Below are 18,285 nucleotides of genomic sequence, written 5' to 3' on the forward strand. Positions count from 1 at the left end.
TCGATGCGCCGCGGACGTGGCGACCGCCCGAGATTGCCGTGGGTTCAGAGGTCGGCGAGGGCGGCCTCGATCCAGTTGGAGAACTCGCAGGCGAGGTGCCAGCGGTGCTCGGCAATCATGTGCGAGACGGTCAGGAAGGGGAACTCGACGGTCAGGTTTGCGTGGAAGCCGCCTTCGACGTCACGGAACTGGTGGCGGACGCCGCCGATGGCGGTGCCGTCGGACGCTCGGGCCACGCCGGCAATCTGGTGCGGGAACGACGGGTCTGGGGCCGTGACCAGGGTGGAGGTGTCGACGTAATCGATGAAAAAGCGGGTCGCCAGCGGGCTCCCTCCGGTGGTCTCCAGCACCTCGAGCTGGCCGTCGCTGCGGGGGCGGATCACGAAGTGGTCGGGGCAGGCCGCAAGCATGGCTCGTTCGTCGGACTTGCGGTGAGCGAACCACGCGACGAATCCGGCCGCGGAACCGGCGGAGATGTACAGTTCGGTCACGCTGATCCGGCGGCGGCTGGTGATCCGCGCGTTTGTCCGCCCCACGAGGTCGGCCCCGCGCACGTCCCGTGCCAGGCGCTCGGCGATCTGCGCGCTCCCGAGCTCGAGCTTGGCGTCGAGCAGCGCGGCGCGGCGCACGAAGACATCGCCGTCCGGAACGACTACACCGAGCTTCTTGGCGGCGGCGGTGACGCGGCGATTCTCCCAGCGCAGCACCTGCGCTCGCGCCACCTCCCGTCCCTGAATGCGGGCACAGATCGAGACCGGTGCTGCTGCTCGATACGACATGCGTGAAACCTAAAGAAGCTGCCCCCCGTGACAAGCGGCGAGCGCAGGACCGACCCGCAGGGCTGCGCACGACGCGGATACAGTGGATGACGCCGAGTCAGGGGAGACGGGAGCGGGAGCGAAAGCGGCAGCGGCAGCGCCAACGCGCGTACAGCTCATCGCACCAGCCGCCTCCGCGCGCGCCGGGCCGTACCAAACGGTGCATCGGCCGCCCCCGTGGCGCGCCGGGCCGTACAGAACGGCGCGTCGGCCGCCCCGCGGCGCGCCGGGCCGTACAAAACGGTTCGGCGGCGGCCGAGGAGCAACAAGTGCCCGTACAGATCCACGCGTGACCGGCCGGCGTGCGGCTCCCAGCCGTACAACCCTGCGGCGCGGCGGCGTTTCCCCGCGATGCGCGCGTACGCGAAGCCTCCTCAGCGACGCCTCGACGCACCCGCACGTCCCGCAGCGCCGGCAAGCCGCTGTGGATCGCGGTTGTACACCCCCCAGGAATTTGACTGGATAGGCCGCATTACACGACCACGATCAGAACCGCCCTTCGACTTGAAGCACGCGTGGTGGCGGCGGCGGCGGACACGCGGTCCGGTCGCGTGGTGCTAGAAACCGTATCCTATACGTATCCCGTAACGGCGCCTGGATGGTTCATCCAGCGGCACCTCCATATCGAAAGCGTACGTATTGGGACACAGGAACACGAGCCACGAGGCCCCCTTGTCTTCATTGATGACCGACCAGAACGCAGGGAAGGATGCTCCAACGCCGAACTTGTAGTCCCAGCCATGTCCTGCCTCCGGCAACCTGTCGGTCAAGGCGCTCGCGAAGACCATCGTCAATGCCGAGCTGACGTAGAACTGAACATGGGGCCAAGCGCGCGAGAAGAGCTCGACCTTCTTGCCTCGCGCGACGCCCAGGCGAAGCTCGGGGCCGACGGCGAAACGTGCGACGTCGACCTCCCCATCGATGCCGCGAGGATCATCGACGGTCACCTCTCCGCCGCTCAGGTGCATGCCGGCGCCCAGGAAGGGCGCCCAGCCCGGGACCTTCACGGCGCGCGCCAAGAAGGCACCGGCGTAAAGCTGCGCATCCACCGTGCGCGTTCCACCGCCTCCCCGCACGCCAAAAGCAATGTCGCCGTGCCAATAACGGAAGCCCAGCTTGGTTTGCGCTCCGCCCGGCTCGGTTTGCGCTTCGTCCGGCTCGGCTTGCGCTTCGTTCGGCTCGGTTTGCGCCTCGGCCGGAGCCGAGAGCAGCAAGATCGCGAGCCCCCAGCCCATGCGTCTGCTCATTGCCCCGACTCCCCGCGCTCACTGGTTCCCCAGCAATGAATCTCGTCCTTGTCGGTCCGCGCGCAGGTGTGCAGGTTGCCGCACACCATTTCGACGATACGTCCGGGGACCGACGTGACGGCGCTCGGCGGTCTCTCCAGGGACCGGGTGTCGTTTCCGAGCTGGAGAGACTGGTTGCTGCCCCAGCAGAGGGCACCTCCGTCGGCCAACCACGCGCAGGTGTGAAATCCGCCTGCGGCGACACCCACGGCGCCGACCACCCCCGGGACGGTCACCGGCTCGTGACGACAACCGGGTATGCAGAACCCCTCCTCCCCGTTGCAGCAATCGTTGCCGCCCGAGGAGACACCACACTCGCCGTTTTGATTGCGGCCCCAGCACGAGACGCTTCCGTCGTCGAGGACCGCGCAGGCATGCCCCTCGCCCACCGCGATGGTCTTCGCGGGAATGGGCAACGCGACCGGCTCGGCGGACAGACCACCGGGCTGATGATACGTGTCGTCAGCGCCCCAGCACCACACAACGCCTTCGATGTCGAGCGCGCATATCCGATACGCTCCCGCCGCCACTTGCGTGATGTCCCGCAAAGGAAAGTTCTGGGCGTCCACCACTACCATGGGTGTCGTGCTCAACGTTGCAATGCTCCCGCGCCCGAGCATTTGCTGGTCAGCTCCCCCCCAGCAGCGCACCAGGCCTCCATCGTCCAGCGCGCAGGCAACATGGTTCCGTGGGGCGTCGACCGCCTCCTCGGCGAGGGACCTTCCCGCGACGACGGTAACGATGTTCTCGAGCGCATCGACCGTCTCTGGTTCGATCATACAGAACGTTAGGCCTGGGTTACAGGTCGCCGTCACACCGAGCTGACCGTCGGCGTTATTGCCCCAGCAACGGACGGTCCGATCCTCGAGCACCGCACACGAACCAGCGGCCCCGGCCCCCACGTGGATCACCTTGTCGAGGATGGGCACCGGCTGGGGCGCTGCGGAAGAATCGGCGCCGTCCGCGAGGACTTTGCCGAGCTCCCCCCGGTCGCCCTTGCCCCAGCAAGCCAAGTTACCATTACGAAGTGTAGCGCAGGTATGCGAACGTCCCGCGCTGAGCTGCGCCGCCGGGGCCACGTCGATGAGCGTCGGGGTGGAGGAACCATTGGTGGAACAGGCAACGGTGCTCGTCGCGAACACGAACGAAGCCAAGCCGAGCCAAACGGTGTGGGGTTTTTCCCGCATGAATGTCATCCTGTATCGTGGTCTGGGGAAGGAGCGCGGTGAGATTGCAAGGATTGGTCCAGATGGCGCGCGACCCTTGGGGAGCTATGGTGTCGAATCTCCGTCACTGCGGATGATGGCGCCCCCGGGAGGAACGTGACGGCAGGTCGATCGACCCGATTCGGGGAGTAGACGGCTACGCAGTGGCCGCGCGAAGGGAGTTTCCACACGCGCGCAGGGTCCTTCGCGACACGTGAGCCGGGGTGCCCCCTATAACCCATTGGAATTGGCTGTTTGGGACGCGTATCGATAGGCGGCGCGTGCTCGTTCCTAGAGCCTCCACGCCGTCGCGCGCAAGCCCGTGACATGGCCCCGCCCGGGCGCCAGCTATGCCGCTGGGAGGGCGCGCATGGCACGGACACCACTCTTGCGATCACTGGAGAAGCTGGCCTCGGAGCACCGCGCGGCGCGCGAGCGAGGGCTCACCCTCGCCGCGCTGCGCGAGGAGCGCGCGGCCGCTCGCGAACGGGAGGCCCGCCGTGGAATTTCCCTCGATCGCCGCCGCTTCCTCGGCGCCGCGGCCACGGGGGCCTTGACCCTCGCGTTCCCGCGCGCGCTCCGCGCCGCAGACCATCCAACCATCGCTATCGTCGGCGCCGGCATCGCTGGCCTGACCTGCGCCCTCGCACTGCGCGATCGCGGCCTCTCGGCCACGGTGTATGAAGCCTCCGGCCGCATCGGCGGGCGCATGTTCTCCAACACCACCTCCTGGGCTGCCGGTCAAGTCAGCGAGTGGTGTGGTGAGCTCATCGATAGCAATCACCGCACCCTGTTCGCCCTCGCCCACCGATTCGGCCTGACCATGGACAGCCTGGAGAGCGAAAAGTCGTCCGGCCTGGAGGATACGTATTTCTTCGACGGCCGTTATTACCCCGTCGCCGAGGCCGAACGCGATTTCGCACGTGTTTACCCCGCTCTCCTTTCGGATCTGCTCGCCGCGGGCGAGACCACCACCCATCACCGCGCGACGCCCGCGGGGCGCGCGCTCGATCAAATGAGCGTATTCGACTGGATCGCCTCGCGGGTCCCGGGCGGGCACGCCTCGCCGCTCGGGCAGCTCCTCGACGTGGCCTACGTCATCGAGTGGGGCGCCGATTCGCGGGATCAATCCGCCCTGAACCTCGTTTACCTGCTCGGCCACCAGCCCGATCCCGACCATTTCTCCATGTTCGGCGAATCCGACGAGGCTCATCATATCAAGGGCGGCAACCAGCAGATCCCCATGGCCATCGCCGAGGCGCTCGGTCCGGACGCCATCAAGCGCGGGCACCGACTCCTCCGCCTACGCGAGAGCCCGGCGGGGAGGCAGATCCTCACCTTTCAGCGAGGGCCGGGCGCGATCGACGTCGTGGCCGACTGGGTCGTCCTCGCTATCCCGTTCGCCGTATTGCGCACCATCGACTTGCGGGACGCCAATTTTGACGCGCGCAAGCGCCTCGCGATCGAGGAGCTCGGTCGGGCGCACAACGGCAAGCTTCACCTCCAGTTTTCGCGCCGCTACTGGCGCGAGGAGGGCCCCTGGCCAGGCCGAAGCAATGGATCCACCTATGCCGATACCGGCTACCAGAACACCTGGGAGGTCAGCCGCGCCCAGCCGGGCGAGCCCGGGATCCTCGTCCTGTACACCGGCGGGGCCGTGACGGACGCGATGTCGACACGAAAGCCCTTCGCGATCGTCAAGGACGCGGGCGTCCTCGCGGACGCGCGTGCGGGGCTCGGCTCGCTGGAGAGGGTCCTGAAAGGAGGTTTTGCGCATTGGAACGGGAGAGCGACGCAATCGATGCCGCACTTGAACCCGCTCTACGAGGCGTCGTATTCTTATTATCGCGTGGGTCAGCGGGTCCTGTTCGGCGGCCACGAGGCGGCTCGCCAAGGCGGGGTGCTCTTCTGCGGCGAGCACACTTCGCTCGATTTCCAGGGGCACATGGAGGGCGCCGCCTCCCAGGGCGCACGCGCGGCGGAGGAGCTCGCGCGGCTCATGTGGTGAGGGCGGAGTCGGCGTCGTCTGGCTCCATCCCAGGGTGGCGCGTGAAGGGGGCGACGATTTCGTGCTGCCTTGCCCCAGGCCCTTGAGCCTTGGTAAGGGTCGGCGTTCCCTTCAGGACCGGTCCCGGAGAAGGAGAGTCGACATGGCACGCGCAATTCAGGGAGCTCTGAGCCTGGTGGCAATTGCGCTGATGAGTTGCGCGCAAGCCCCCGTGGAAGGGGCGATTACGTACGCCGAGGCCCCGACGCCCAAGGGCAAGCATCGATTGACGCTCGACATTCGCGTCCCGGAAGGGCCGGGACCGTTCCCCACCGTCGTCTTCATCCACGGCGGCGGCTGGATGTTCGGTGACCTGAGCACGTTCAGAGACGCCATCCAGAACGTGGCGAACCGTGGTTTCGTCGGAGTCACGATCAATTACCGACTCGCGAACGAATCCAACGACGAGGGCGACGCGTTGTCACCCTGGCCCGCCCAGATTCAAGACGTGCGTTGCGCGCTTCGGTGGCTTTCGGCCAACGCTGTTCCCTTCAAAATCGACACGGGCCGCGTCGCCACGGCGGGCGATTCTGCCGGTGGGCACCTTGCGATGATGGCGGGGTATGCGCAGACCGATCCCAAGTTCGAGCCCACCTGGTGTCCGCACGAAGAAAGCGTTGCTGTTCGAGCGGTCGTGTCGTTCTACGGCGCGAACGACCTTGCTGCTGTTTACGACACGACAGAGGAGTGGTGGGTCCGGGTGTACATGACCCGCTGGCTCGACTTGCCGGACGGCGCCAGCGTGACGGACTACGCAGCGCAGTTCGCAGATGCAAACCCGCTGAGCTACCTGCGGACGGGGCCGAAGATCCCATCGCTCATCCTCCAAGGAACCGCCGACACGATCGTCCCGCCGCAGACGCAGCGCGGGTTCATGGCTGCCGCAGAGGGGGCTGACCAAGACGTCTCGATCGAGTACCTGGAAGACGTCGGCCACGGTCTCGACGCCATCGAGGCGAGCAACCGTGCAATTGACTGGCTGTCGACGAGGCTCTGAGCATGCGCATACGACCGACCCTTTTCGTGTGTATGTTGACGCCTACGCTCGTCCTCCTCAGTTCAGGACGCGCGGCGGCGCAGGCGCCGGAAACGCCTCTCGTGCCGGTGCGTGCTTCGACGCCGCCACCTGAGCCTCTTTCGCCCCCTGGCATCCCCTTCCCATTTCGTATCGGAGTCGGCGTCACGCCCGTCGTCGGATACAGCATGGTCACGCTCGGGTACGGCGACGTTCACACGTTGGGCCATGGCGGCTGGGTACCCATCGACATTGCGCCTGCGATTCGGGTATGGAGGTCTGTCGCGATCGAGCTCGCGATCTCGGGGATGATTCCGATCAAAGATGCGTGGGGCCATCCAGGTTTTCGCCTCGCGATGACGCCCGCCGTCCGCGTCGATGGTTCACTCCTTTACGCACGCGTCGGCCCGCAGTTCATGTTCGGTGAAGGCACGCGGTATGGGGTTCAGGTAGCGGTGGGCGCAAAGTTCTATGGGCCGTTCTATGCGGGCATCCAGGGAATGGCCAGCCTCTCCGACATCATCTTCGGAATAGGCCCGGAGATCGGCATGCGATTCGATGAATGGCAAATCGTGACCTCTCGGAAAACACAGAACTGATCGGGCGCCCCGAATCCGAGGGACCGCTTCCCCTTTCGGGACGCGTTCAAAGGAAGCACACATGAGCCCATTCGAAGGAGCATTCGACTACATCATTCTCGGGGCCGGCTCTGCCGGCTGTATCCTTGCCGCCACGCTCGCGGAGGCTCTCCCCGACGACCGGATTCTCTTGCTGGAAGCCGGCGACGACATTCCTCCCCATCACGAGACCGTCTGGGACCCCACCAGGTGGGTACTGGTTTCGCGTGATCGAACGCTGGAATGGGGCTACCGCTCGGTCGCCCAGACGGGACTCCATGGCCGCGAGATCCAACTCCGCCGGGCCAAGGCGCTGGGCGGCTGCAGCGTACACAATGCCATGGTGTACGTGCGCGGTGGCGCGTACGGCTTTGATCGGTGGGCCCAAGAGGGGTGCGTGGGCTGGAATTACGATAACATCCTCCCCTATTTTGAGCGGGTGGAAGAGCGGATGCACATCACCCAGGCAGCGGTGGATCCTTTCATCGAGGATCTGGTGGTCGCCTGCAATCCTATGGGCATCCCCTACACCCCCAACTACAACACATCCCCTCATGCATTCGGTGTCTCCCCATTCCAGTTCCTGATCAGCCAAGGGGGGCAGCGGGAGACCACGTTCAGCAACTTCCTGGGCACCGGGAGGCACAAGAACCTCCACATCGCGAGCGGAGTCCGCTTCGATCGCATCGTCTTCGACGGCGAGCGGCGTGCCGTGGCCGTGGCGGCCACCGACTTGCGCACCCAGCGCCAGGTGGAGATTCACGCCAGCCGAGAGATCCTGATCGCAGCGGGTGCCATCGGCAGCCCGCATCTCCTGCTGCTCTCCGGGGTGGGCCCGGAGAATCAGCTCCGGGATCTGGGTATCCCCGTGGTATCAGCGCTCCCCGGAGTTGGCGAGAACTTCCAAGACGACCTCTTCGTCACGGCCATGTTCCTGAGCAGAAAGCCCATGCCACCACAACCTTACGGTCTCATGGGTGCGGTGATCTTCACGTCCACGGATCCCTCCACCCTCCCCTACCTCACCGACGTGGAATGCTCCCTGGCCAGCGGCACCATGGAGGGGTTGGAGTTGCCTCCAGACAAGCGGCAAAGCTACTTCATCTACCCGAACCTCCAGCTCCTCAGGAGCCGTGGCACGATCAAGCTGGCGAGCACCAACCCCGCCGAGCACCCCATCATCGATCCTCGCTATCTCAATGCACCCGAGGATATCCAGCGCTGTATCTTCGGCGTCAAGCTTGCCCGCGATATTGGCCACAACCGAGGCCTGGCCGACTGGTTCGCCGAAGAGATCCTACCTGGACCCCGCGTGCAAACGGATGCCGAGATCGAAGCCTACATTCGCCAGACTGCCGACACCTGCTACCACTATGCGGGCACGTGCAAGATGGGCGTGGATGACATGGCCGTGGTGACGCCCAACCTCGAGGTCAGAGGCACAGAGCGCCTGCGTGTCGTCGACGCCTCCATCATACCCACCACGGTCTCCGGAAACACGGCCGCGGCCACCATGATGATAGCGGCCAAGGGCGCTGATCTCGTGCTCGCCAGCCGTCGCAGCACCTGAGCCCCCGCCGCCCAGAGGCAAAGCAGGCATCACGATGGAACACCGAGCGCTCAACGTCGACCTCGACGAAATCATTGTTTTCACGACGATCGTCGAGCTGGGCAGCTTCTCCGCCGCGTCTGCCAGACTCGGGATACCCAAATCGACCGCGAGCCGCCGGATCTCCGATCTCGAAGCGCGCGTCGGCGCGCGATTGCTTCAGCGTACGACCCGGAAGCTGAGCCTCACCGACGTCGGGCGCGTGTACTACGAGCACTGTTCTCGAATCGTTGCAGAGCTCGAGGAAGCGCACCTCGCGGTGACGCAGCTCCAGTCCACGCCCCGCGGGCTGCTTCGCGTCACCACCCCCCTCACGTTCTCCGTTCTGGGGCCGATCCTGGCCGAATACATGGCGCTGTACCCCGATGTCAGGCTCGACCTGCTTTGCACCGATCGCAGGGTCGACCTCGTCGAGGAGCGTTTTGATCTGGCAATTCGCGCAGGTCGACCGCGGGATTCAGCATGGGTGGCTCGTCGGCTCGGGACGGTGCGCCGCTTCCTTGTTGCGGCACCGGAGGCGATCGAGCGGCTCGGGCCGCTGAAGGAGCCCGCCGATCTCCAGCGTATTCCGTCGCTCGTGTTCGCGCCGGATGGGAACACATGGAGACTCGTGTCCGGTGGAAAGTCATTGGAAATGACGGTGCGCCCGCGCCTCGCCGTCAACGACTACGACATGCTCCGTGCGGTCGTGCTCGCGGGCTTCGGCGTCGCGCTTTTGCCCGAGTACCAGTGCGCCGAGGAGCTGAAGGCAGGCCGCCTGCGTCGCGTCCTCGACGCGTGGGCGGCTGCCGAGGTGCCCGTGTTCGCACTCTATCCAAGCACGCGCCACCTGTCCCCCAAGGTGATCGCGCTCCTGGATCTGCTCCGCAACCGCCTCGTGTTGGCTGACGGACCAGCTCGGACCTAGACCAAAGATTGTTCTCGGTTTTGGAACAGTGATTTGCCGAAGCTCAGTATTGTTCCATTGGTCCGGGGTGTACATTCTACTCGGCGTCGGGAGAACGACGAGGAGAAGAACCATGACCACTGCCACGACCACCGATCACGGGCGACGTGGCGAGCCACGTGAGCTCGACGGGATCTACCGGGCGCCGGGACTGCACTGGGTGGGCGACGGCTTTCGCGTCGCCGGTTACTTCCGGGCGATTCCAGATGCAGTACGAAAGCTGAATCCGTTCCTGCTCCTGGACTACCACCCCGCGTACGACTATGCGCCCACGAAGCACGCGCGGGGCGTTGGGGTGCATCCGCACCGCGGGTTCGAGACCGTCACGCTCGCCTGGCAGGGGCGCGTCGCGCATCACGACAGCTCCGGGGGCGGAGGCGTGATCGGTCCAGGCGACGTCCAGTGGATGACGGCCGCTTCGGGGATCCTCCACAAGGAGTACCATGAGGCGACCTATGCACGTCAGGGCGGCCCATTTCAGATGGCGCAGCTCTGGGTGAATCTACCCAGGGCGCACAAGATGGCCCGTCCTCGGTATCAGGCCCTCGTCGCGGACCAGATGGGTCTCGTGACACTGCCGAATGACGCGGGAGTCGTGCGGATCGTAGCGGGCGAGTTCCAAGGCGTGAAGGGGCCAGCGAGGACGTACACGCCGATCAACGTGTTCGATGTCCGCCTGAACGCCAGAGGCAACGTCGAGTTCACGTTTCCGGCACATCAAAACACGAGCCTTCTCGTGATGGAGGGTGACATCACCATCAACGACGAAACCAAAGCGACAGCGCACGACTTCGTCGTGTTCGCGAACATCGGAGAACGCGTCGTCATCGAAGCCCGTGAAAAAGCGCACCTGCTCGTCCTGAACGGCGAGCCCATCCACGAGCCCGTGGTGCAATACGGCCCGTTCGTCATGAACAGCGAGCGCGAAATTGCGCAGGCTCTTGCTGATTTCGACAGCGGAAAGTTCGGCTACCTGGATTGAACCCGAAACCGGTTCCTCGAACCGGAGAACCACCAAGGAGAAAATGACCGTCATGAGCACGCCCTATACCCGACTCGACAAGAACAACGCCGCCGTCCTGCTCGTCGACCACCAGGCCGGACTCCTGTCGCTGGTCCGCGACTTCGATCCCGACAGGTTCAAGAACAACGTGCTCGCCCTGGCCGACCTCGCGAAGTACTTCAACCTGCCGACGATCCTGACCACCAGCTTCGAGGACGGCCCAAACGGTCCGCTCGTGCCTGAGCTCAAGCAGATGTTCCCCGACGCACCGTTCATTCCGCGTCCGGGGCAGATCAACGCCTGGGACAACGAAGACTTCGTCAAGGCCGTCAAGGCGACCGGAAAGAAGCAGCTCCTCATCGCCGGCGTCGTCACCGAGGTCTGCGTGGCATTCCCGGCGCTCTCGGCCCTGGAGGAAGGTTATCAGGTCTTCGTCGTGACCGACGCCTCGGGCACGTTCAACGAAGTGACCCGCGATGCCGCGTGGAGCCGCATGGCCGCAGCCGGCGCGCAGCTCATGAGCTGGTTCGGCGTTGCGTGCGAGTTGCACCGCGATTGGCGCAACGACGTGGAGGGCCTGGGAACGCTGTTCTCGAACCACATCCCGGACTACCGGAATCTGATCACCTCCTACACCACGCTCAAAGCGAGGAAGTAGCACGATTCGGGCCCCGGCCGGGCGCGCCTGAGCATTGGTATCAGCTTGGGAGGCGCTTCGCTGGGGCTTTGCCCCAGACCCCACCGGGGCTATCCGCCCCTGGACCCGGACCAGCGCAAGCGCTGGACCCGGGGTCGATGAACTGCGCGGAAGCGCAGTTCATCGAACGGGCCAGGTCAAGACCAACGACGACCCCGCCCATCACGATCGCGGCGCTGGCGATTCAACTGGCAACGTGCCAGCCGCCAGCGTGAGTTTCGCGTGAGATCACTTCCATGGCACGCGCAAGGGAGCGGCAGGTTCGCTCGCTTCAGAGAACGGCTCTGGTTGATATACGTTGGGTATTTCGTTCCACCCGTGTTGCAACAACCTGAACAAGTGCGACACGCGTTGATTGACCAGCAGCGTGACGTCGAACGCGTTCTCGGCTGGGAAATGGCTCATCACAGCCTGCATGACCGTCCGCAAGAAACGCATCGAGGCCTGTGCGGCCGCCTCCAAGCTCCCGGCTTCCTGCAAGATGGCGCGGCGCTGCGCCGTGAGCAGGGCCATCTTCGGCGAGCCGGGCTCGTCGCGATCGAGCTGCCAGGTCGAGATGATATTCTGGGCGAGCACGGCGCCGTGGGGTGAGGCGAGGCCGTGCAAGTAGGGGAATGTGACGATACCGTAGCGAATGTCCTCGTCGGCGTCCACCAACTCGTCATTGAGCTGCCGCATCTTCCGCAATGCAACGAGCGCTGGCGCGAACTCGGGAGGTAACGCTCCCTTGGCGAGCACGAAAGCCCATTCGATCGTCACGGCAAAGAAGATGGACGACAGAAGCCGGCTATGGCCCTCGAGATACTCGTTCAGGGTGGCCGCCGAGACCGCTTCGGGCAACCGATACCGCTCCCGTTCCTCTCCCCAGAAAAAGTGATACATCTCCTGGGTATGGCGAAGGAAGCAGCTTTCGACGGAGGCCTTCGCATCGACCTTTCGGAGCTGCTCGAGTCCAAGCGCATAGGATGCCAGGACGAAGAGCCATGTGTTTTTCGAGGACGGCGTCCCCGGTAGCGCGTCCATCATCCGATCGATGGCCATCACCGGAATGCCGTACCCCAGCACGTAGGCACGGGCGAGGTCTCGATGGCGCGCATCGAGCCCGCCGAGCGCCTGACCGAATACGAAGAGCGGGCAGACCTGCTTCCAGATCGTGATGGACTCGTAATGTGCCGCCCACTGCCGCGCAAAATGGGCGGGCTGCTGACGTATCAGCGTTCCATCAGCCCGAATGGCCTCGTAGAAGTCAAGGTAAATGTGCCGATACCGCGCGGCGAGCCATCGGTAGGTTTCGCGATTGTACGATGTCGGGTCCCTGGGGATGTCGCGCGGATCGAGCGGAGCATGGCCACCCGCCGCCCGCCAGCTTGCCGTCGAATAGTCGAACCAATCATCGAGCCCCTGAAAACTCGTCATCGATGAAGCCTCCCCAGTGCGTAGGAGATGCCTTCTCGGACGGTGCTGAGGGTCATGACGTTGCTCAGCTCGGCATCGAGTTCCACCAGCGTCTTGGCGATGCCCGGCTGGATGCCCGTCAGGATCGCCTGTGCGCCGAGCAACTCCACGGCTTGGGCGGCTTTGACCAATGCACTGGTGACTTCACTATCCATGACCTGCACGCCGGTGATATCGAGGATGGTCATTCTCGCCTGATACCTCGTGACGCCTTCGAGTAATGTTTCGAGCACCGCCTGCGCGCGCACACTGTCAATCGTGCCCACGAGCGGCATCACGAGGACGTGCTTGGCGACGGGGATCAGTGGGGTCGACAGTTCGCGCAGCGCCTTCTTCTGTGTGTCGATGATCTCCTGCTTGAGCCCCAAGCGCTCCCTTTCGTTCTGCAAGCGTTCGGTGACGTCGTGCAGGAAACCGAAGATATGGTCGAACGAACCGTCGGGGCGGTAGACACCCTGAATGAGAATGTTTCCATACATGATGCTGCCGTCCTTGCGCAAAAAACGTTTGTCGAGACTGTATCGCTGAATCTCGCCTCGGACGAGCTTCTCGAACAGATCTTTGTCGAGCGAGACGTCGTCGGGGTGCGTGAGGTCTACCCAATTCGTACCCCTCAACTCCTCCGGCGTGTAGCCCAACTGTTCGCACAGCTGCTGATTGAAGTCTATCCAGCCGGTTCCGAGCGACGTTACCGTCATTCCGATCTGAGCGAAATTGAAATAGCGGCGGTAACGAAGTGCATCCTCTTGGGCCGCTGCGATCTCGTCGGCCCGAACCTCGAGCTGTTTCTCCAGATCCTTGACGCGTTGCCGCAATGAGTGGACGTCCGCATCAGTGGGGACTGCTACAGGAGAGGGATACCTGGCCATGGTGCGAATGAGCCCTCCATGAGACAGGACGACCACAAGTTCCGTTATCAAGCCAGCCCAGAGCAAGACCGTGACTAAAATCTGGTATGTCGTGAGATGAATTACTGTGGACGATGCGAAAGGATCCCTGGAGGCCAGGCGAGGTGTGAGGCCATCAACACGGTGCTTTGGCGGCCATGAGCGCTGATGCAAGGCTGCAAGGGAGCCATGTGCACCCGCCGCGGAAGACTCGTTTGAACTTTGCAGCAAACTTCCGCTCTTACCGTATCGGGGACGCGGCCCTCATCGATCGACCTGCGCGGGCTGCGCGCGCTGCTGCCCCTTTTGCCCGAGGCACCGATCTCGTCGCTGCGGGGACAGCGCGATACGGCTCCACAAGGAGAGGCTCGACCATGAGAACGTACATACGACCACCGGTGCTAGGGCCGATCCTTCGCCACGCGAGATCGGGGCCACCTGGTCGAAGAACAGATGTAAATTCAAACCTTTACACGTCATCGGAACATCTCGGTTGACATCGTACCCGACACGACCATAGGGTGCGTCCCGTGCTGGTGGCTGGGCTTCGGCCCGGCCTTAAAAAGGGAACCCGGTGAAACTCCGGGACTGCCCCGCAGCGGTAAGCGAGAACGAAATTCGCCACATGCACTGGGACCTTCGGGACCTGGGAAGCGGCGGAAAGTAGGAATCCGGCAATCGCCGAAGCGCTCGTGAGTCCGAAGACCTGCCCGCACCCGACCCCGGGAGATATCCGGAGTCGGTTCGACCTGGGAGCCTCGTGGGAAGGCAGGAAGGTCCGAGCGGCACACTCTCGTGTGCCCGTCTCGGTATCGACCTGTCCCTCGCTGTGGTGTTCCAGTCGCCCGCGGGGGCGAAGGTCGGTCCGAGGGCTCCCCAAGGGTCCAGCGCGGGCGCGCGCATCGGCCGGCTTCCTCTCTCGCGGGTTTCAACCCGAGCGGTCTTGTCCCGCTCGGATACGGGACCGGAGAGGAGGCAGCCTGATGCAAAACGAGACGACCCCGAACAGCAACGGCGCGGCGCCGTTCTACGCGACCACGCGGACGACGAGCTCGACGGCTGGTGAGATCTATACGCAGACGACCATGCGCGTGAAGAAACGCAATGGGTCGAGTGAGCCGGTCGACGTCAACAAGATCGTACGCGCCGTGGGCCGATGCTGCACGGGACTTTCGGACGTCGATGCTCTGCGCATCGCGACCAAGACCATCAGCGGCCTTTACGATGGCGCGACGACCCGCGAGCTCGACCAGCTCTCGATCCAGACGGCGGCTGGGCTGATCGTCGAGGAGCCGCAATACGCTCGCCTCGCGGCCCGGCTTCTTTCGACGTACATCGAGAAGGAAGTTCGCAATCAGGAAATCCACGCCTTCTCGCAGTCGATCGCCGCGGGGCATCGCCTCGGCCTCGTCAACGATCGCCTGCAAACGTTCGTCGCGGGAAACGCCCGCAAGCTCAACGACGCGCTCGTCCCGGAGCGGGATTGCGAGTTCGAATACTTCGGCCTCCGGACGGTATACGATCGGTACCTGCTCAAGCACCCGACCTCGCGTCTCGTCATCGAGACGCCGCAGCAGTTTTTCCTGCGCATCGCGTGCGCCCTCTCGGAGACGGTGCAGGACGCGCTCGGGCTGTACCACCTGTTCTCGTCCCTCGAATACCTGCCGAGCTCGCCGACGCTCTTCAATGCGGGGACGCGCCACGAGCAGCTCTCGAGCTGCTTCCTCCTCGACTCCCCCGAGGATCACCTCGAGAACATCTATCGGAGTTATACGGACGTCGCGATGCTGTCGAAGTTCTCCGGTGGAATCGGGCTCGCCTACCACCGCGTCCGCTCGCGCGGCTCCCTCATCGAGAGCACGAATGGCCATTCCAATGGGATCGTGCCCTGGCTGAAGACCCTCGACGCCTCCGTCGCGGCCGTCAACCAGGGTGGCAAGCGCAAGGGCGCGTGCTGCGTGTATCTCGAACCGTGGCACGCCGACGTCGAGGAGTTCCTCGAGCTGCGCGACAACACCGGCGACGAGGCGAGCCGCACGCACAACTTGAACCTCGCCAACTGGATCCCGGACCTGTTCATGAAACGCGTCGAGGCCGACGCGCTCTGGAGCCTCTTCGACCCGAAGACCGTGCCGGATCTTCCCGATCTCTACGGCGAGGCGTTCGAGCGCCGATACGAGGAGGCAGAACGAGCGGGCTTAGCGCTCGAGACCATCAAGGCGCGTCACCTTTATGCGCGGATGATGCGCACGCTCGCGCAAACGGGGAACGGCTGGATGACGTTCAAGGACAAGTCGAACCGCGCCTGCAACCAGACGGCCCTTCCGGGACGCGTCGTGCACCTCTCGAACCTTTGCACGGAGATCCTGGAGGTGACATCGAAGGACGAGGCGGCAGTCTGCAACCTCGGCTCGATCAACCTCGCTCGACACACGCGGGTCATCGACGGCCACGTCGTTGCGTTCGATTTCGACAAGCTTGGGCGTACCGTGAGGACCGCGGTCCGGCAGCTCGACCGCGTCATCGACCTCAACTATTACCCCATCGCTACGACGCGCGCGTCGAACCTGCGCTGGCGACCGATCGGGCTCGGTCTCATGGGGCTTCAGGATGTCTTTTTTCAGATGCGTCTCCCATTCGACGCGCCCGAGGCCCGCGCTCTTTCGAAGCGAATCTCGGAGGAAGTGTATTATCACGCGCTCGCGGCGTCCGTCGAGCTCGCGAACGAGAAGGGGCGTCATCCGGCATTCGAGGAGACGCGCGCCGCGCGGGGAGAGCTCCAGTTCGACGCGTGGGGCGTGACGCCTGACGACCCGGAGCGTTGGGAGCACCTTCGCGCCCGGATTGCCGAGCATGGCATGCGCAACTCGCTGCTCTGCGCCATTGCGCCGACCGCGACGATCGCCTCCATCGCCGGCTGCTACGAGTGCATCGAGCCGCAGGTGAGCAACCTCTTCAAGCGGGAAACGCTCTCCGGCGACTTCCTCCAGGTCAATCGATACCTCGCCCGAGAGCTCAAGGCGCTCGGGCTGTGGACCGAGACGATGCGTTCGCGCCTCAAGCTCGCGGAGGGCTCCGTGCAAAGGGTCGATGAACTGCCGGAGGAGCTGCGCGCCGTCTACCGCACGGCGTGGGAGATCCCGATGCGCTCGCTCATCGACATGGCCGCCGATCGTGGGGCCTTCATCGACCAGAGTCAGTCGCTCAACCTCTTCATGGAGAGCCCCAACATCGGCCAGCTCTCGTCGATGTATTTCTATGCCTGGAAGAAGGGCCTGAAGACGACCTACTATCTGCGGTCCCGCCCTGCGACGCGCATCGCGAAGGCCACGGTCGAGGAGCCGAAATCGACATCGAGCGGAGAGAGCAATCCCGGCGGCACGCCCGGATGGACGCCGCCGCCCCCCCGCGCCGCGACCACGGACGCCGCCGCGGTGGCGTGCTCCCTCGAAAACCCCGAGAGCTGCGAGGCATGCCAATGAGCGCCGCCGCCCGTCCCGCCCGCCTGCTCGACCCGGGCCTTTGCTTGACGCTCCGGCCAATGACGTACCCGAAATTCTTCGAGATGTACCGCGCGGCCATCAAGAACACATGGACCGTCGAGGAGGTCGATTTCTCGACCGACGTCGGCGACCTCAAGAAGAAGATGAGCGACGCCGAGCGACACCTCGTGCAGCGCCTCGTCGCCTTCTTCGCGACCGGCGATTCCATCGTCGCGAACAACGTGGTCTTGAACCTGTACAAGCACATCAATGCACCCGAGGCGCGGATGTATCTGTCGCGGCAGCTCTACGAGGAAGCGCTCCACGTGCAATTCTATCTGACGCTCCTCGACACGTACGTCCCCGACCCGGAGGACCGCCACCGTGCGTTCGCCGCGGTCGAGAACATTCCATCCATCAGGAAGAAGGCTGCGTTTTGCATGAAATGGCTCGACTCCACGCGGTCGCTCGAGCGGCTCGATTCGCGTGCGCAGCGGCGAGCCTTCCTCTTGAACCTCATCTGCTTCGCTGCTTGCATCGAGGGCCTCTTCTTCTTCGGCGCGTTTGCGTACGTGTATTTCCTTCGCTCCCGTGGGTTGCTCCACGGGCTCGCGGCGGGGACCAACTGGGTGTTCCGCGACGAGAGCGCGCACATGGCGTTCGCCTTCGAGGTGGTGAAGACGGTGAGGCGCGAGGAACCGGAGCTCTTCGACAACGCGCTTTCCAGTGCGGTCATCGACATGCTCGACGAGGCAATCGATTGCGAGATGCAGTTCGCCGAGGACCTGCTTGGCGACGGCATCGCCGGCATGTCGACGCGTGATGTCCGCCGCTACCTCGAGTTCTGCGCGGATCAACGCCTCGCGACGCTCGAGCTCCCGAAGCGTTTCAGGACGCAGAACCCGTTTTCATTCATGGACCTCCAGGACGTGCAAGAGGTCACCAATTTCTTCGAGCGGCGCGTCTCGGCCTACCAGGTCGGCGTATCCGGGGAGGTCGTGCTCGACGCCGCGTTCTGACATCGAGACGATCGAAGCCGCTACGTGGTCACGGCGATGACGTGATCCGGGTCAGTCAAGGGTCGCGTACCCCTGCTTCATCTCAGGGCCCCGCCGGCCCGGCGGATCGAGATTCGATCCATGACACACCTCAGAAACCGGAGTTTAGGTGATTCCGTGCGTCCGCGGATGCGACACATTGTCGCAACCCGCGCGCTCC

14 protein-coding genes and 1 riboswitch are annotated in these 18,285 nt (G+C 64.4%); of the genes, 9 read left to right on the forward strand and 5 right to left on the reverse strand.

The genetic code is table 11. The annotated features are described in order from the left end of the window. Positions 1 to 44 precede the first annotated feature (44 nt). The 3 genes from KEG38_RS39535 to KEG38_RS39545 form a co-directional block, all read right to left on the reverse strand. On the reverse strand, positions 45 to 779 hold the full coding sequence (locus KEG38_RS39535; protein WP_272425634.1) for a hypothetical protein: 735 nt from the start codon (positions 777 to 779) through the stop codon (positions 45 to 47). Positions 780 to 1,375: 596 nt separating this feature from the next. Continuing rightward, on the reverse strand, positions 1,376 to 2,065 hold the full coding sequence (locus KEG38_RS39540) for a hypothetical protein (protein ID WP_272425635.1): 690 nt from the start codon (positions 2,063 to 2,065) through the stop codon (positions 1,376 to 1,378). Beyond that, positions 2,062 to 3,246 (reverse strand): RCC1 domain-containing protein, encoded by a 1,185-nt coding sequence (locus KEG38_RS39545; RefSeq protein WP_272425636.1) that lies wholly within the window; start codon positions 3,244 to 3,246, stop codon positions 2,062 to 2,064. The genes KEG38_RS39540 and KEG38_RS39545 overlap by 4 nt, the downstream gene beginning before the upstream one ends. Positions 3,247 to 3,679: 433 nt before the next feature. On the opposite strand from KEG38_RS39545, the gene KEG38_RS39550 reads away from it, so the two are divergent. From KEG38_RS39550 to ycaC, 7 genes are all read left to right on the forward strand, one after another. After that, on the forward strand, positions 3,680 to 5,317 hold the full coding sequence (locus tag KEG38_RS39550) for a flavin monoamine oxidase family protein (protein WP_272425637.1): 1,638 nt from the start codon (positions 3,680 to 3,682) through the stop codon (positions 5,315 to 5,317). Between the two features lie 142 nt (positions 5,318 to 5,459). Further along, the gene (locus KEG38_RS39555; protein WP_272425638.1) at positions 5,460 to 6,353 is read left to right on the forward strand and encodes an alpha/beta hydrolase; all 894 of its coding nucleotides are present in this window, start codon (positions 5,460 to 5,462) and stop codon (positions 6,351 to 6,353) included. A 206-nt stretch (positions 6,354 to 6,559) separates the two neighbouring features. Continuing rightward, a complete protein-coding gene (locus tag KEG38_RS39560; RefSeq protein WP_272425639.1) occupies positions 6,560 to 6,970 on the forward strand; it encodes a hypothetical protein in 411 nt (136 codons plus the stop codon). Between the two features lie 61 nt (positions 6,971 to 7,031). Further along, the gene (locus KEG38_RS39565; RefSeq protein ID WP_272425640.1) at positions 7,032 to 8,558 is read left to right on the forward strand and encodes a GMC family oxidoreductase; all 1,527 of its coding nucleotides are present in this window, start codon (positions 7,032 to 7,034) and stop codon (positions 8,556 to 8,558) included. A 34-nt stretch (positions 8,559 to 8,592) separates the two neighbouring features. Continuing rightward, on the forward strand, positions 8,593 to 9,504 hold the full coding sequence (locus tag KEG38_RS39570) for a LysR family transcriptional regulator (RefSeq protein WP_272425641.1): 912 nt from the start codon (positions 8,593 to 8,595) through the stop codon (positions 9,502 to 9,504). Between the two features lie 112 nt (positions 9,505 to 9,616). After that, positions 9,617 to 10,525, forward strand: a complete 909-nt coding sequence (locus KEG38_RS39575; RefSeq protein ID WP_272425642.1) for a pirin family protein — start codon at positions 9,617 to 9,619, stop codon at positions 10,523 to 10,525. Beyond that, complete coding sequence (ycaC, locus tag KEG38_RS39580; RefSeq protein ID WP_272425643.1) at positions 10,485 to 11,204, forward strand: isochorismate family cysteine hydrolase YcaC; 720 nt, start codon at positions 10,485 to 10,487, stop codon at positions 11,202 to 11,204. Before KEG38_RS39575 ends, ycaC begins: the two co-directional genes overlap by 41 nt. 267 nt (positions 11,205 to 11,471) lie before the next feature. Here ycaC and KEG38_RS39585 read toward each other — a convergent pair whose 3' ends face one another. Together KEG38_RS39585 and KEG38_RS39590 are read right to left on the reverse strand one after the other, a co-directional pair. After that, on the reverse strand, positions 11,472 to 12,659 hold the full coding sequence (locus KEG38_RS39585) for a hypothetical protein (protein WP_272425644.1): 1,188 nt from the start codon (positions 12,657 to 12,659) through the stop codon (positions 11,472 to 11,474). Then, positions 12,656 to 13,513, reverse strand: a complete 858-nt coding sequence (locus KEG38_RS39590) for an STAS domain-containing protein (RefSeq protein ID WP_272425645.1) — start codon at positions 13,511 to 13,513, stop codon at positions 12,656 to 12,658. The genes KEG38_RS39585 and KEG38_RS39590 overlap by 4 nt, the downstream gene beginning before the upstream one ends. 589 nt (positions 13,514 to 14,102) lie before the next feature. After that, positions 14,103 to 14,313: riboswitch (cobalamin riboswitch) on the forward strand. Between the two features lie 255 nt (positions 14,314 to 14,568). On the opposite strand from KEG38_RS39590, the gene KEG38_RS39595 reads away from it, so the two are divergent. Together KEG38_RS39595 and KEG38_RS39600 are read left to right on the forward strand one after the other, a co-directional pair. Beyond that, complete coding sequence (locus KEG38_RS39595) at positions 14,569 to 17,067, forward strand: ribonucleoside-diphosphate reductase subunit alpha (protein WP_272425646.1); 2,499 nt, start codon at positions 14,569 to 14,571, stop codon at positions 17,065 to 17,067. Between the two features lie 59 nt (positions 17,068 to 17,126). After that, positions 17,127 to 18,086 carry a ribonucleotide-diphosphate reductase subunit beta gene (locus KEG38_RS39600; RefSeq protein ID WP_272425647.1) on the forward strand — a complete coding sequence of 320 codons (960 nt, stop codon included), beginning with the start codon at positions 17,127 to 17,129 and terminating at the stop codon, positions 18,084 to 18,086. Positions 18,087 to 18,285: the final 199 nt, after the last annotated feature.

The organism is Polyangium jinanense (genome assembly GCF_028435265.1).
In the GTDB taxonomy this organism is placed as follows: domain Bacteria; phylum Myxococcota_A; class Polyangia; order Polyangiales; family Polyangiaceae; genus Polyangium; species Polyangium jinanense.